The 15,299-nt window shown below is 72.8% G+C and carries 12 protein-coding genes and 2 tRNA genes; 11 read left to right on the plus strand and 3 right to left on the minus strand.

Annotated features, from left to right (window positions below):
* The first annotated feature begins 7 nt into the window (after window positions 1-7).
* On the plus strand, window positions 8-640 hold the full coding sequence (locus ACFFHU_RS14605; RefSeq protein ID WP_377339110.1) for a hypothetical protein: 633 nt from the start codon (window positions 8-10) through the stop codon (window positions 638-640).
* A gap of 40 nt (window positions 641-680) precedes the next feature.
* A complete protein-coding gene (locus tag ACFFHU_RS14610; RefSeq protein WP_377339112.1) occupies window positions 681-2,204 on the plus strand; it encodes a glycosyltransferase family 39 protein in 1,524 nt (507 codons plus the stop codon).
* Window positions 2,205-2,456: 252 nt separating this feature from the next.
* Here ACFFHU_RS14610 and ACFFHU_RS14615 read toward each other — a convergent pair whose 3' ends face one another.
* The gene (locus tag ACFFHU_RS14615) at window positions 2,457-3,719 is read right to left on the minus strand and encodes a zinc-dependent metalloprotease (RefSeq protein WP_377339775.1); all 1,263 of its coding nucleotides are present in this window, start codon (window positions 3,717-3,719) and stop codon (window positions 2,457-2,459) included.
* 290 nt (window positions 3,720-4,009) lie between these two features.
* Between ACFFHU_RS14615 and ACFFHU_RS14620 the strand changes: the two genes are divergently transcribed.
* The 7 genes from ACFFHU_RS14620 (at window position 4,010) to ACFFHU_RS14650 (ending at window position 10,295) form a co-directional block, all read left to right on the plus strand.
* Entirely contained in the window at window positions 4,010-5,023 is a 1,014-nt protein-coding gene (locus tag ACFFHU_RS14620) for a YlbL family protein (RefSeq protein ID WP_377339114.1), read from the plus strand.
* 99 nt (window positions 5,024-5,122) lie between these two features.
* Window positions 5,123-8,110, plus strand: coding sequence for a UPF0182 family membrane protein (locus ACFFHU_RS14625; protein WP_377339115.1), 2,988 nt, complete (start codon window positions 5,123-5,125; stop codon window positions 8,108-8,110).
* A gap of 117 nt (window positions 8,111-8,227) precedes the next feature.
* A complete protein-coding gene (locus tag ACFFHU_RS14630; RefSeq protein WP_377339117.1) occupies window positions 8,228-8,737 on the plus strand; it encodes a SigE family RNA polymerase sigma factor in 510 nt (169 codons plus the stop codon).
* Window positions 8,727-9,641, plus strand: a complete 915-nt coding sequence (locus ACFFHU_RS14635) for a hypothetical protein (RefSeq protein WP_377339119.1) — start codon at window positions 8,727-8,729, stop codon at window positions 9,639-9,641. The genes ACFFHU_RS14630 and ACFFHU_RS14635 overlap by 11 nt, the downstream gene beginning before the upstream one ends.
* 54 nt (window positions 9,642-9,695) lie before the next feature.
* Window positions 9,696-9,769: transfer RNA gene (locus ACFFHU_RS14640), tRNA-Met, on the plus strand.
* A 101-nt stretch (window positions 9,770-9,870) separates the two neighbouring features.
* Window positions 9,871-9,944 (plus strand) — tRNA-Met (locus ACFFHU_RS14645).
* A 105-nt stretch (window positions 9,945-10,049) separates the two neighbouring features.
* Window positions 10,050-10,295, plus strand: coding sequence for a hypothetical protein (locus ACFFHU_RS14650; RefSeq protein WP_377339122.1), 246 nt, complete (start codon window positions 10,050-10,052; stop codon window positions 10,293-10,295).
* Window positions 10,296-10,426: 131 nt separating this feature from the next.
* Here the strand turns inward: ACFFHU_RS14650 and ACFFHU_RS14655 are convergent, their stop codons facing one another.
* Window positions 10,427-11,734, minus strand: coding sequence for an ABC transporter substrate-binding protein (locus ACFFHU_RS14655; RefSeq protein ID WP_377339123.1), 1,308 nt, complete (start codon window positions 11,732-11,734; stop codon window positions 10,427-10,429).
* 158 nt (window positions 11,735-11,892) lie between these two features.
* Here ACFFHU_RS14655 and ACFFHU_RS14660 point away from each other — a divergent pair, with 158 nt between their 5' ends.
* A complete protein-coding gene (locus tag ACFFHU_RS14660; RefSeq protein WP_377339125.1) occupies window positions 11,893-12,726 on the plus strand; it encodes a phosphoribosylaminoimidazolesuccinocarboxamide synthase in 834 nt (277 codons plus the stop codon).
* Between the two features lie 3 nt (window positions 12,727-12,729).
* Here the strand turns inward: ACFFHU_RS14660 and glpK are convergent, their stop codons facing one another.
* The gene (glpK, locus tag ACFFHU_RS14665; protein WP_377339128.1) at window positions 12,730-14,217 is read right to left on the minus strand and encodes a glycerol kinase GlpK; all 1,488 of its coding nucleotides are present in this window, start codon (window positions 14,215-14,217) and stop codon (window positions 12,730-12,732) included.
* A gap of 134 nt (window positions 14,218-14,351) precedes the next feature.
* On the opposite strand from glpK, the gene ACFFHU_RS14670 reads away from it, so the two are divergent.
* Entirely contained in the window at window positions 14,352-15,290 is a 939-nt protein-coding gene (locus ACFFHU_RS14670) for a ribose-phosphate diphosphokinase (protein ID WP_377339130.1), read from the plus strand.
* Window positions 15,291-15,299: the final 9 nt, after the last annotated feature.

The raw sequence follows: 15,299 nt of genomic DNA on the forward strand, positions 1-15,299 counted from the left end.
CGGCGGCATGGTGCGCAGACTCGTCGTGGTCCTGCCCGGTCCGGTCCACTGGTCCCCGCCGGGGACCGGAGCCGCTCGCTGGCGCCGGGCGTTGGCCGAGGACACCGTCGATCTGCTGGCCACCATGGCCCAGGCCGACCCGGCCATCGCCGTGGTCCCGGCGGACCGGCCGCTCGCCGCCGAGATCGGTTGGCCCGGCATGCCGGTGTACGTCCTGTCGGCCCGATCCGTCCGAGAGGTGGCCGGGGTGGCCGCCCGGGACGGGTACGAGCAGCTCGCGGTGATCCAGGCCGACGCTCCGGACCTGCCGGGCCTGGTGCTGGCCAAGCTGCTGCGCCCGCTCACCACCCGGCCGGTCGCGGTGGCGCCGGCCGGTCCGGCGGCGGAGTCGGCCGCTCCCGGGGGTGCGCCGGCCGGGCTGCTCGGCGTGGCGGTGCGGCTGCCCGTGCCCGACTGGCTGCCGGACACCGATCTCGACGACGCGGACCCGGCCCGGATCAGGGCCGCGGCGCCCCGTCCCGGCCAGGTGGTGGTCACTCCGGGTTGGCGGCGCCTGCGCGGGCCCGATGACCTCGGCTCGCTGGATCCCCGGGTCGAGGGCTGGGACAATACCCGAGCGCTGCTGACCGGCACCGGATAGCCCATCGCCGATCCGGGCCGCCTTGGATACGGTACGGCGCGTGGCAATCGAAGAAGCACAGCGCACCGGCCGGGCTCGCACCGGGCCGCCGCGCGAGCCGTTCGCGATGCTGCCGGTCCTGCTCGTGGCGGCCGGCACCGCGGTGCTGCTGGTGGCGTGGAGCACCCGGTACGGCTACCACCGCGACGAGTTGTATTTCCGGCTGCTGGGCCAGCACCCGGCCTGGGGCTACGTCGATCAGCCCCCGGCCGCGCCGCTGCTGGCCGGGCTGACGCGGGCGCTGCTCGGCGACCACCTCTGGGCGCTGCGGCTGCCCAGCGCCATGGCCGTGGCCGGCGCCGCGATGCTCACCGCGTTGTTGGTCCGGGACTGGGGCGGCGCACGGGTCGCGCAGGTGCTGGGCGCGCTCGGCGCGGCGACCGTGTTCCCGCTCATCGCGGGGCACGTGCTGGCCACCGCGACCCTCGATCTGGTGCTGCACGCGGCCGTGCTGCTGTTCGTGGCCCGGGCGCTGCTGCGCGACGCCCGCTGGTGGCTCGCGGCCGGGGCGGCGGTGGGAGTCGGCCTGTACCTCAAGGACCTCGTCGTGCTGACTCTGCTGTCGATCGCCGCCGGCCTGCTGCTGGTGGGCCCGCGCCGGGTGTTCGCCTCGCGCTGGCTGTGGGCCGGGGTGCTCGTCGCGCTCGTGGTCGGCGCCCCGAATCTCGTCTACCAGGCCACCCACCACTGGCCCCAGGTCACCATGGCGGGCGCGATCGAACGGAACAAGGGTGCCGACTCCCGCATCACGTTCGTGCCGCTCCAGCTCGTGATGCTGGGTTTCTTCATGGTCCCGGTGTGGGTGGCCGGCCTCGTGCGGCTGCTGCGCGAGCCGGGGCTGCGCCCGGTGCGGGCGTTGGCCGTCGCCTATCCGGCGGCGTGCGTGCTGGTCCTGGTCACCGGGGGTCAGCCGTACTACACCCTCGGCCTGGTGCTGGCCCTGTACGCGGCCGGGTGCGTGTCGGTCGTGCGGTGGATGGCGCGCGGTCGGCGCCGGCTGCGTACCGCCTGGTTCGCCGCCGCGCTGGTGCTCAACGTCGCCCTTTCCGCGCTGATCGCCCTGCCGCTGGTGCCGGTGCGCTCACTCGCGCCCACGCACATCGCCGACGTCAGCCAGGTCGTCAGCGACCAGATCGGCTGGCCGGTGTACGTCCGCCAGATCGCGGACGTGTACCGGAGCCTGCCGCCCGACGACGCGGCACGGGCCGTCATCGTCACCGGCAACTACGGCGAGGCGGGGGCGCTGGACCGCTACGGCGCCGGCCTGCACCTGCCGCCCGTCTACAGCGGGCACAACGCGTTGTGGTACCTCGGCCGGCCGGCAGACGACCGGACGGTGGCGATCATGGTCGGTTTTGCCGCCGGCGGCCGGGGTTTGGCGTCGTTCGCCTCCTGCCGGGTGGCGGCGCAGCTGGACAACGGTCTGGCCATCCCGAACGAGGAGCAGCACAACGACGTCGAGGTGTGCCGCGACCCGTCCGGCCCGTGGTCGCAGCTGTGGCCGCAGTTCCAGCACTTCGACTGATCCACGCCCGCGGCAGAGCCGGTCAGGCGTGCCGGTTGATCATCGTCCGGGCCCGAGCGCTGGTCCGGGGCCAGCGCTCGTCCCGCCTCGCCGCCTGGCCAGGGAGCCGCACCCCCGGAACTGGCCGGCCGGAGCCGCACCCCCGGAACTGGCCGGCCGGAGCCGCACCCCCGGAACTGGCCGGCCGGAGCCGGCGCCCCGGAACTGGCCGGCCGGAGCCGGCGGCCGGCCACGGCTCAGCGCAGCGGAGGCTCAGCCGGCGTCCGGCCGCTCGTCGCCGCGGTCGGGATCGGCGTCACCCGGCTCGGGCCGATCCGCGGGCCGCTCGGTCCGCTCGCTTGCGGAGCCCTCCTGCGGCGCCGTCGAGTCGAAGTCGAAGTCACCCAGGTCGCCCAGGTCGAGCTGGGACCGGGCGAAGGCCTGCGGGTCGGCGAAGTCGTCGCCGGTGGGCAGCAGGTCGGGGTGGCCCCACAGCGCGTCCCGGCCGGCGCTGCCGCGGTGCTCGGTGAGCGCCGCCCACAGGGTCGCCGCCTCCCGCAGCCGGCGGGGTCGCAGCTCGAGGCCGACCAGCGCCGCGAACGTCTGCTCGGCCGGGCCGCCGGCCGCGCGCCGCCGGCGGAAGGCCTCGGCCAGCCGCACCACGTTGGGCAGCCGGTCGTCGACGGCGGTGTCCACGACGTGCCCCACCCAGCCCTCGATGAGCGCCAGCGTCGTCTCGAGCCGGGCCAGCGCAGCCCGCTGCGCGGGCGAGTCCTCGGGGGTGAAGATGCCCTCCAGCGCGATGGCCTGCATCGACTCCGGATCGCCCGGGTCCATCCGGCCCATGGCCTCCTCGATGGCCTCCCGGTCGACGGTGATGCCCGAGGCGTACGTCTCCACGGCGTTGAGCACATGCCCGCGCAGCCACGGCACGTGCCCGAACAGTCGCTGGTGCGCGGCCTCGCGGAGGGCCACGTAGAGGCGTACCTCGTCCTCCGGCAGCTCCAGCCCGGCGCCGTACTCGCGGATGTTGGCCGGGATGAGCGCGGCCGTGCCGGCCGGACCGAGCGGGAGCCCGATGTCGCCCGCGGACAGCACCTCGGCGGCGAGCGAGCCGAGCGCCTGGCCGAGCTGTCCCCCGAAGAGCGCGCCACCCAGCGTGCCGATCATGGACTGCATCGGGCCCAGCTGGGCGCGGGCCTCCGGCGGCACCAGGTCGCCCATGGCGCCCACCATGCGGGCCGCCACCGGGTCACACAGCCGGCGCCACACGTCGAGGGTCTTGTAGATCCACTCGTTGCGGTTCCAGGCCACCGAGGTGGAGATGCCGGACGGCAGCGCGGAGACCGGCTCGAGCCACAGGTCGGCCAGCCGGAGCGCCTCCTCGACGGCGTTCCGCTCGTACGGGTGCACGGCCGGGTCGCCGGCGCCGGACAGCTGGCTGGCCGCCACCTGGCGGGCCAGGTCCCAGTTGACCGGGCCGCCCCCGCTCGGCGCGGCGAGCAACTGCTGCAGCTGGGCCATGAACTGCTGCATCTGCTGCGGGTCGTTGGGGTCTGGCGGCTGGCCACCCGGAAGCGCGAAGCCGAACGGAATATCAGGCACCCCACCACGGTACGCGGCTCCCGCCCGGGTCGGCCGGTTCCGCATTCCGCTCAGCGCGAAGTCGCGGCGACCCGCCCGGGCGCGAAGTCGCGGCGACCCGCCCGGGCGCGAAGCCGCGGCATCCCTGCCGGGCGCGAAGTCGCGGCCACCCGCCGGGCGCGAATTGCGGTGACCGGCCGTGCTCGCCCGGCGCGTCCGGGGCGCTCGGTACGCTCTGCCCCATGAGACGTCGCGGTGTCACGGTCCTCCTCGGCGCGGTGATCACCGCACTGCTCGCGGTCGGTGTGTTGAGCGCGCCGATCCCGTACGTCGTGCTCGGGCCGGGGCCCACCGTGAACACGCTCGGCACCAACGAGAACAAGGAAGTGATCCAGGTCTCCGGCCGGCAGACCTCGACCTCGACGGGTCAGCTCCGGCTCACCACGGTCGGGGTGCAGCCCGACGTGGGCCTGCCCGCGGCCATCGCCGGCTGGTTCTCGCCCGACGAGGCCGTGGTGCCGCGAGAGTTGATCTATCCGCCCGGCCAGAGCCAGCAGCAGGTGGACCAGCGCAACAAGGAGGACTTCGCGGCCTCGCAGAGCAGCGCCGAGACGGCCGCCCTGCGCAAGCTCGGCTATCCGATCCAGGTGGTGGTGAAGTCGGTGACCAGCGGCGGTCCCTCCGAGGGTGTGCTGCGGGTCGGCGACCAGATCACCAGCGTGGACGGCCAGCAGGTGCCGACCGCCGGCCGGTTGACCGAGCTCATCCGGGCCAAGCCGGCCGGTACGGCGTTCCGGCTCGGCTACGTCCGCGGCGGCGCGCCGGGCACGGCCACCGTGACCAGCCGGGCCGACAACGGCACGCCGCGGATCGGGGTCGAGATCGAGCAGAAGCAGCCGCATCCGTTCGAGTTGAAGATCGACCTGAACGACATCGGTGGTCCGAGCGCCGGCTTGATGTTCACGCTGGGCATCATCGACAAGCTGGAGCCGGCCGACCTCACCGGTGGCCGGGTCATCGCGGGCACCGGCACGATCGACGACGACGGCAACGTCGGCCCGATCGGCGGCATCCCGCAGAAGCTGGTCGGCGCCAAGCAGGCGGGGGCCACGGAGTTCCTGGTGCCCGCGGACAACTGCGCCGAGGCCGTCCGCAACCCGCAGCCCGGCCTGCCGCTGTTGAAGGTGGCCACCCTGGACGACGCGTTGGCGGCCCTGGACACCCTGCAGAAGGGTGGCCAACCGCCGCGGTGCTGAGCGACCGCCGCCGGGCCGGCGCGACCGGGACCGCTCACGCTCAGATACACCCCGTACGCTAGGTGCCCAGATCACCAGCCGAGCGGGTGGAGCCGACACGTGGTAATGCGAAGCAGCCCCCTTCCGAGGATGAGCCGTCGGGGCCGGGCCACGGTCGCGGTGCTGGTCGGGATCTTCCTGCTGTTCGTCCTGCTGAGCTGGGGCGTCAACGCCTGGACCGACTGGCTGTGGTTCGACGAGGTCAACTTCACCCAGGTGTTCTCGGGCGTCCTGCTGACCCGGCTGGCGCTGTTCGCCGCGATCGGCGCGGCGACCGCCCTGCTGCTCGGGGTGAACCTGTGGCTGGCGCACCGGCTGCGCCCGCTGCTGCGGCCGCACTCGCCCGAGCAGGTGGCCCTGGAGCGGTACCGCGCGCTGCTGAGCCCGCGCATGCTGCGCTGGATCATCATCGTCTCGCTGGTCGTCGGCTTCTTCGCCGGGCTGTCCGCGCAGGGCCGCTGGATGCAGTGGATGCTGTTCCGCAACGGCGGCAGTTTCGGGGTGAAGGACCCGGAGTTCGGCGTCGATGTCGGCTTCTACGTGTTCCAGCTGCCGTTCTGGCGCTACCTGTTGGGCGTGGGCTTCACCGTCGTGGTGCTGTCGGTGCTTGGCGCGCTGGCCGTGCACTACCTGTTCGGCGGGGTGCGGCTGCAGGGCGCCGGTGACCGGATGAGCAACGCCGCGCGGGCCCACCTGACCAGCCTGGTGGCGGCCTTCGTGCTGCTCAAGGCGGTGGCGTACGTGCTGGACCGCCGGGCCATGCTGCTGGAGTACAACGAGAGCGCCAAGCTGTACGGCGCCGGCTACGCCGACATCAACGCGCTGCTGCCGGCCAAGGAGATCCTGGCCTACATCTCGATCGTGGTGGCCATCGCGATCATCGTGTTCTCCAACGCCATGATGCGGAACCTGGTCTGGCCGGGGATCTCGCTCGCGCTGCTCGGCATCTCGGCCGTGGCCATCGGCGGCATCTACCCGTGGGCGGTGCAGACCTTCGAGGTGAAGCCGAGCGCCAAGGACAAGGAGGCGCCGTACATCCAGCACAGCATCGACGCCACCCGGGCGGCCTTCGGGATCGACGCCACCAAGATCACCCCGTACGCGGCCACCAACCTCACCCCGCCGGCCACCCTCGGCACCGACAGCTCGGTGGTGTCGAACATCCGGCTGCTCGACCCGCAGCTGGTCTCCGAGACGTACACGCAGCTGCAGCAGGTGCGGAAGTTCTACGACTTCGGCTCGAAGCTGGACGTGGACCGGTACGCCGTGCAGGGGCAGACCCAGGACTACGTGGTCGGCGTCCGGGAGATCAACTACCGGGAGCTCACCGACCAGCAGAACAACTGGATCAACCGGCACACCGTCTTCACCCACGGGTACGGCCTGGTGGCCGCCCCGGCCAACCAGGTGACCTGCGGCGGGCAGCCCTACTTCGTGGCCGGCTCGCTCGGGGACAACGAGAAGGACCAGCAGAGCTGCTCGGCGCCGACCGACCAGATCCCGGCGCAGCAGCCGCGGATCTACTACGGCGAGCGGATGCGGGACAGCGACTACGCGATCGTCGGCCAGCCCAACGCGGACAAGCACGTCGAGTTCGACCGGCCGACCGGGGACGGCGGCGAGCAGAACTACACCTACGACGGGGCCGGCGGGGTGCCGATCGGCTCGTTCGGCCGCCGTCTGCTGTACGCGATCAAGGAGCAGGAGAGCAACTTCCTGCTCTCCGAGGCGGTCAACGACTCGTCCCGGCTGCTGTACGTGCGCAACCCGCGGGAGCGGGTGCAGAAGGTGGCCCCGTTCCTCACCCTGGACGGCGACCCGTATCCCGCCGTGATCAACGGCCGGGTCCAGTGGATCATCGACGGGTACACGACGGCCGCCACGTACCCGTACTCCGAGCAGATCAACCTGCAGCAGGAGACCGCCGACGAGCTCACCAACAAGGGCACCTTCCAGCTCGCCCGGGAGAACGTCAACTACATCCGCAACTCGGTGAAGGCCACCGTCGACGCGTACGACGGGACCGTCCGGCTGTACCAGTTCGACGACGCCGATCCGGTGCTCAAGGCCTGGAACAAGGCCTTCGGCGGCCACCTGTTGATCCCCCGGGCCGAGATCCCGCCGGAACTGGCCGCGCACTTCCGCTACCCGGCCGACCTGTTCAAGGTCCAGCGCAATCTGCTCGCCCGGTTCCACGTGACCACGCCCGGCGACTTCTATTCCGGGCAGGACTTCTGGCAGGTGCCCAACGTCCCCGACGCGCCGGACCTGGGCCAGAAACAGCCGCCGTACTACCTCTTCACCAAGTTCCCCGAGCAGGACGCGGCGCGCTTCCAGCTGACCTCGGCGGTGACCCCGAACGGCCGGCAGAACCTCGCCGCGCTCATCTCCGGCTCGTACGTCGACGGTCAGCCGCGGATCGAGGTGCTGGAGCTGCCGGATCAGACCCGGATCTCCGGGCCGGTCCAGGTGCACCAGCAGATGACCAACATCGGCGCCATTCGCCAGCAACTCAGCACGCTCACCGCGGACGGCAAGGCCGACCTGCAGTTCGGCAACCTGCTCTCGCTGCCGTTCGGCAACGGGATGCTCTACGTCGAACCGGTGTACGTGAAGAGCAACCAGCAGAACGCGTCGTACCCGTTGCTGCAGAAGGTGCTGCTGTCGTACGGCGACGGCGGGTCGTACGTGGTGCTGGCGAACTCGCTGACCGAGGGCATCCAGCAACTCGTGGGGCTCGGCAAACAGGCGCCCGGCGGGACGCCACCGGCGGCCGGCAACCCGCCGCCGGCCGCCGGCGGTCCGCCGCTCAACCGGGAGCTGGCGGCGGCCGCGGACAAGGTCCAGGGCGCCATCAACGAGGTCAAGGCCGCGCAGCAGTCCGGCGACTTCGAGCGGTACGGCAAGGCGCTGAAGAACCTCCAGCAGGCGATGGACGACTTCAGCTCGCTCACCCGGACCTCGACCGGGGGCACCCCCTCGGCCACACCGACCCCGACGCCGTCCGCCGCCGGCTCCCCGGCCCCCTCGCCGACCCCGAACGGCTGACCCCGCCCGTTCCGACCAGCGCAGAACTGCCACTCCGGCGGCGCCGTTGCAACCCGACGGCGCCGCCGACCGTTTCCCGGGCAAGGATTCCGACGGGGCGAGGGGGCGGGTGGCGCCATGAGGGATGCGGCCAGCTTCGACGATTTCTACCGCAGTACGTCGCTGCGCATGCTCCGGTACGGCTACGCCGTCTCGGGCGATCGGCTCGAGGGGCAGGATCTGGTCCAGGAGGCGTACACCCGGGCCTGGCGGTCCTGGGGCAGCCTGGTGGCCCATCCCTCGCCCGAGGCGTGGGTACGGGTGGTGGTGGCGCGGCTCGCGGCCGACCGCTGGCGACGGCTGCGCGCCGGGCGCGCTGCCCTGCGCCGGCTCGGCCCGCCGGGCGACGTCCGGCCACCGGGCGAGGAGACCGTGCTGCTGATGGGGGCGCTGCGGCGGCTGCCCACGCCGTACCGGCGGGCCCTGGCCCTGCACTACCTGTTCGACCTGTCCGTGGCGGAGATCGCCGTGGAGACCGGTGCGGCGCCGGGCACGGTGAAGTCCTGGCTCGCCCGCGGCCGTGCCCGGCTGGCCGAACTGCTGCCGGCGTCCCTCGACGCGACCGAGGAGGTCACCGATGTCTACTGACCTGTCCCGGCTGTACCGGTCGCTGGCGGCCGACGTACCCGCCGAAGCGCTGGACCGGCCGGAGACCCTGCGGGCCGGGGCCGACCGGCGGGCCCGGCGGCGGGCCGCGACCGTGACGGTCGCGGTGGCGCTGCTGGTGGCCGGCACCGTGACCGGGGTCGGTGTGCTGGCCAACGGCCCCGACCCGGCCCCGCCGCCGCCCGCGGCCTCGCCGACGGCGACGCCCTCGCCGACGGCAACGCCCAGCCGGCCCGCCGGCCCGCCGTCGGCGGGTCCCCCGACCGCACCGCGGCCGTCGCCGCCCGCGACCGGCAGCGGGAGCCCCGGCACGCCACACGGGCGTCCGGCGCCGACGACGATCCCGGACCGCGCGTTCTTCGCCCAGCCCGCCGGCACGGCCTGGATCCAACCGCCGCAGTTCTCCACCGACGGCATCGACCCGCCGCCCTGCGGCGGGCGGCGGCCGGGCGGGGTACTGGCGCAGCGGACCCGGGATGTGATCTTCAAGAGCCCGGACGCGCCGCCGGAGATGGTTCCGGCCGGCACGGCCGAGCAGACGATCTACAGCCTCGCGCCGGGCCGGGCCGACGGGTACCTGCGCTGGCTGCGGCAGGCGGTCCCCGCCTGCCCCAGTTGGACCGACGGGAACGGCCGGCACCGGCAGCGGGCGACGCGCCAGTCCGGGTACGGCGACGCGGCCCTGCTGGTCGAGCTGCGCACCCCCGATCAGGCCGAGAGCGGCTCCGGCGGCTCCTGGTACGTCACCCTGGTCTGGTGGGTACGGGTGGGCGACGTGTTGACCGTGTTGCGGGTGAGCGGCTGGGAGGGCACGTCCGCCGACCCGCAGGTCGCGGACGACTACGCCGACCGGGCCGCCCGGGCGATCCGGGCCTGGCTCGGCTGAGACCGGGGGCGTTTTGCGGGCTCGCGCGCCGGTGCGCTAGTGTTGTCGTACCGACGCGGGGTGGAGCAGCTCGGTAGCTCGCTGGGCTCATAACCCAGAGGTCGCAGGTTCAAATCCTGTCCCCGCTACTGGCCGAAACGCCCTCCGGAAGACTCCGGAGGGCGTTTCGCCTGTCCGGCGCGGGCCGATTGGCGCATCGGATGAACATGATCTAAACTGAACGTACCGACGCGGGGTGGAGCAGCTCGGTAGCTCGCTGGGCTCATAACCCAGAGGTCGCAGGTTCAAATCCTGTCCCCGCTACTGCTCGAAAGGCCCTCCGGGACATCCGGAGGGCCTTTCGCCGTTCTGTGGCGTCCGTCGGTCGAGCGCGGTTACCGGCTTGCGTTCCTGGGGCAGGATGAGGTCATGTCTTTCCTGCGAGCCGCGTGGACGCGGTTGACGGCCGTGCTCGGCGCCACGGCCCTGGCGGTGCTCGTTCCGACGGCGGCCTGGGCCGCCTCGGACACCGGGTCGATGGTGATCGAGGCGGCGTACCGGCGCCGCCGGTACGGCAGCGGGCTGGGCTCGCTCTGCTGCCTGGTCGTCATCGCCGCCATCGTGCTGGTGATCGTCCTGCTGCTGCGCCGCCGCCGCTCCGGCCCACCCCGCTAACCCCCCCACCCCCCACCCCACCCCGCCCGTTCTCGACGATCTTGCAGTTTGGGCCCGTCTAATGCGCCGTTTGTTGGCAATTGTCGGGGCCAAAAGTGCAAGATCGCCGAGGGGTGGGGGTGGGGGTGGGGTTAGCCGGACAGGGCGGTGTTGGCCTGCTCGACGAAGTCGGCGGCTGCGGTCCGGCCGGTGGCGCGGCCGGACTCCGCCCGCTCGGCGGCCGTCCGCAGCAGCGCCCGGATCCGGGCCTGTCCGGGCGGCGGCGGGGGCGGCGCCGGGCCGAACCGCTCGGCCATCGCGGTCTCGAACGTGGCGGAGAGCCGCGCCGCGCGATCGCCGAGCGAGGACTGGACCGCCTGCCGGATGTCGAGATTGGCGCTCAAGCCGCGCTCGTCGCCGAGGATCCGGCCGGCCTGCGGATCGTTGGTCAGGAAGTTGATCACGTCGGCCACGGTGTCGGCGTGCCGGGTCCCGCGGTACGCGGCCCAGTACATCGACGCCCGCGCCCACTGGGCGTTGGCGGCGCCGGGCAGTCCGGCGAGCGCCAGCTCGTCCCGGGTGTTCCGCTGCAACTCGGTGAGCTGCTGTGACCAGGCGAACGACGCCGCGGCCCGGCCGGTGACCACGAGCTGCCGGGCCGGGTCGCCGGAGTTGGCCGCCTGCACCACGGCCGCGGCCGGGGTGGCCCGGGACGTCCGCGCGTCCTGCCAGAACTCGAACCACCGGGCCAGGTCGTCGGCGGTGAAGCCGAGCTGCCGACCCCGGTAGAACTCGAGGCCGCCGGCGCGCAGCCAGACCCACAGCGCCCGGATGTCGGCCGACGGGTCCATGGTGCCCGCCACTCGGCCACCGCTCCGGACGGTCACCTGGCGCGCCCAGCTCACGTACTGGTCGTACGTCATGTCGGGGTTCGGCTCCCGCAGGTGCAGCCGGCGCAGCAGGCCGCGGTTGTAGACCAGCGCGGGGGTGTTCTCGGCCGCGGCCACGGCCATCACCCGGCCGTTCACCGTGCCGGACTGCACCAGGCTGGGGGAGAGCCGGGTCAGGTCGATCCGGCGGCGATCGACGAACTCGGTGAGGTCCAGCGCGATCTGCCGCTGCGCGTACTCCGTCAGGTAGTCCTCGTCCAGCTGGAACAGGTCCGGCGGGTTGCCGCCGGCGGACTGGGTCGCGAGCCGCTGGTAGTAGCCGTCGCTGCCCTGCCAGGTGACCCGGAACGTCACCCCGGGGTGCCGCCGGGTGTACGCCTGGAGAGCCTGCTCGGTGAGCTCCGCACGCCGCTGGTTGCCGTACCAGAAGACGGAGAGCTGGACCGGCCCGCCGTCGGCCGGCGCGTCGGTGTCCTTGCCGCACGCCACCACGCCCGCGACCAGGAAGAGCAGCAACGCCAGCGCGGCGGAACGCAGCCGGGCGCGCGGGGCGGTCGGTAGAGGGATCACGCTTCTCCTGCCGGCGCCGGGGGGTGGCCGGCGACCGCGACCATTTACACAAGGCCGCCCCGTGCGTGTCAACGCCGGAACACGGTCCGGGCGTCCCGCGCTCCGCCAGGCCGGGACGGCGCCGTGCCGCCCCGGCCGTTCATGATGTACTGAGCCGCGTGGAACGCGTTTACTCGGGCAAGGTACGGGACCTGTACGCCGACGGCGACGACCTGATCCTGGTGGCCACGGACCGGCTTTCGGTGTTCGACGTCGTGCTCCCGACGCCGATTCCGGACAAGGGCAAGCTGCTCACCGCGCTGTCCCTCTGGTGGTTCGATCAGCTCGGCGACCTCGTACCGAATCATGTGATCTCGGCCACCGACGTGCCGGCGGAGTTCGCCGGCCGGGCGATCCGGTGCCGGCGGCTGGAGATGGTGCCGGTCGAGTGCATCGCCCGGGGCTTCCTCACCGGCACCGGCCTGCGTCGCTATCAGGAGCGCGGCGAGGTGTCCGGGGTGCCGCTGCCGCCCGGCCTGGTCGAGTCGGCGATCCTGCCCGAGCCGATCTTCACGCCCACCACGAAGGCGCCGCTCGGCGAGCACGACGAGTTCATCACCTTCGACGACGTGGTGGCCAAGGTGGGCCCGGAGGCGGCCGAGCGGCTGCGCGAGATCACCCTGAACGTCTACCGGCGCGGCGCCGAGGTGGCCGCCGACCGGGGCATCCTGATCGCCGACACCAAGATCGAGCTGGGCTGGTCGGCGGACGGCACGCTCATGCTGGGCGACGAGGTTCTCACCTCGGACTCGTCCCGGTTCTGGCCGGCCGAGTCGTACCAGCCGGGGCGGACCCAGTTCTCCATGGACAAGCAGTACGTACGGGACTGGATCGCCGGCACCGGCTGGGACCGGATCTCCCCGCCGCCGGAGCTGCCGGAGGAGATCGTGGCGGCCACCCGGGCCCGCTACATCGACGTGTACGAGAAGCTCACCGGCGACCGCTGGGAGTAGCGCTCACTCCTCCCAGTCGAGCGTCCGCTGCACCGCCTTGCGCCAGTTGGCCAGCTCCCGGTCGCGGTCCGCCGGCCGCATGTCGGGCAGCCACTCGGCGTCCTGACGCCACTGCTGGCGCAGGGTGGCCAGGTCGGGCCAGAACCCCACGGCCAGGCCGGCCGCGTACGCCGCGCCCAGGCAGGTGGTCTCCGCGACCGTCGGCCGGATAACCGGTACGTCCAGCACGTCCGCGAGGAACTGCATGAGCAGCTCGTTCCCGGTCATGCCGCCGTCCACCCGCAGCCGGCGCAGCGCCACGTCGGAGTCGGCGTTCATGGCGTCGACCACCTCGCGCGTCTGCCACGCCGTGGCCTCCAGCACGGCGCGGGCGAGGTGGCCCTTGGTGATATAGCCGGTCAGCCCGGCGATCACGCCGCGGGCGTCGCTGCGCCAGTGCGGCGCGAAGAGCCCGGAGAACGCCGGCACGATGTAGCAGCCGCCGTTGTCGTCCACGGTCCGGGCCAGCTCCTCCACCTCGGGCGCCGTCGAGATCAGGCCCAGGTTGTCCCGCAACCACTGCACCAGCGACCCGGTGACCGCGATGGCGCCCTCCAGCGCGTACGTGGCCGGCTGGTCGCCGATCCGGTAGCCCACCGTGGTCAGCAGCCCGTGTTCGGAGGCCACCGGGGTGCCGCCGGTGTTCAGCAGCAGGAAACTGCCCGTGCCGTACGTGCACTTGGCCTCGCCGGGCTGGAAGCAGGTCTGCCCGAACAGCGCGGCCTGCTGGTCGCCGAGCGCGCTGGCCACCGGCACGTCGGCCAGGGCGCCGCCGGTGGCCCTGCCGTAGACCTCGGCGCTGGAACGGATCTCCGGCAGCATCGCGGCGGGCACGCCGAGCGCGTCCAGCAGTTCCGGGTCCCAGTCCAGCGTGTGCAGGTTCATCAGCATCGTGCGGCTGGCGTTGGTGACGTCGGTGACGTGCCGGCCGGTGAGCTTCCAGATCAGCCAGGAGTCCATCGTGCCGAACAGCACCTCGCCGCGCTCGGCGCGGTCGCGCAGGCCATCGACGTTCTCCAGCAGCCAGCCGAGCTTCGGTCCGGCGAAGTACGTGGCCAGCGGCAGCCCGGTCCGCTCCCGGAACCAGTCCTCGCCGTGCCGCTCGGCGAGCAGCCGCAGCGCCGGACCGGTCCGGGTGTCCTGCCACACGATGGCGTTGTGCACCGGGGCGCCGGTGTCGCGGTCCCAGACGACGGTGGTCTCCCGCTGGTTGGTGATGCCCACGGCGGCCAGCCGGTCCGCGCCGATCCGCGCCGACCGGAGCGCCTCGCCGACGACCTCGGTTACGGCGGTCCAGATCTCGCCGGCGTCGTGCTCCACCCAGCCGGGGCGCGGGAAGATCTGCCGGTGCTCCCGCCGGGCGACGGTGACCACGGCGCCGTCGCCATCGAAGACGATGCATCGCGAGGAGGTGGTGCCCTGGTCGATGGCGGCCACGTACTGCTGCGTCATCGCAGCACCGTACCGCCGATCCGGCGGGCGGCGGCGGCCCGTCCGGCGCGGCGCCCGTCCGGTGCGGCGGCCCGTCCGGCGCGGCGGCCGGACCGGCGGCGAGCGGGCCCGGCCGCGGCCTACGATGAGGCATCGTGCGCGACATCGCCGTCTTCAGCGGAACTGCCCATCCCGAACTGGCCGCCGAGATCTGCACCCACCTCGACGTGCCGTTGCACCCGGTCCGGGTGTCGAGATTTGCCAACGACTGTCTCGAGGTGCAGTTGCAGGCCAACTGCCGCGAGCGCGACGTCTTCCTGATCCAGCCGCTGGTGCCGCCCGTGCAGGAGCACCTGGTCGAGCTGATGCTCATGCTGGACGCCGCCCGCGGTGCCTCCGCCGGGCGGATCACCGTCGTGCTGCCGCACTACGCGTACGCCCGGTCCGACAAGAAGGACGCGCCGCGCATCTCGATCGGCGGCCGGCTGGTGGCCGACCTGCTGGTGGCGGCGGGCGCGGACCGGGTGCTGGCGATGACCCTGCACTCGCCGCAGGTGCACGGCTTCTTCAGCGTCCCGGTGGACCACCTGCACGCGCTGCGCGAACTGGCCGAGCACTTCCGCGGGTACGACCTGCGCGACACGGTGGTGGTCTCGCCGGACCTGGGCAACGCCAAGGAGGCCGCGGCGTTCGCCCGGATGCTCGGTACGCCGGTGGCGGCCGGGGCCAAGCAGCGGTTCAGCGACGACCGGGTCCGGATCAACGCGGTGATCGGGGACGTGGTGGACCGCGACGTGATCGTGCTGGACGACGAGATCGCCAAGGGCAGCACCATGATCGAGCTGATGGACCACCTGCGTGACCTCAAGGTGCGGTCCATCCGGTTGGCCTGCACGCACGGCCTGTTCTCGGCCGACGCGCTGGAGCGGCTGAGCTCGCAGGACGGGGTGCTGGAGATCGTCTGCACCAACACGGTGCCCATTCCGGCGGCGAAGCGCGTACCGAAGCTCAAGGTGCTGTCGGTGGCGCCGGCGCTGGCCGAGGCGATGCGGCGGATCCACAACGGGGAGTCGGTCAGCGCGCTGTTCGGGTGACCGCGTCCG

The sequence above is a fragment of the Plantactinospora siamensis genome, from assembly GCF_042434095.1.
Taxonomy (GTDB): Bacteria; Actinomycetota; Actinomycetes; order Mycobacteriales; family Micromonosporaceae; genus KBS50.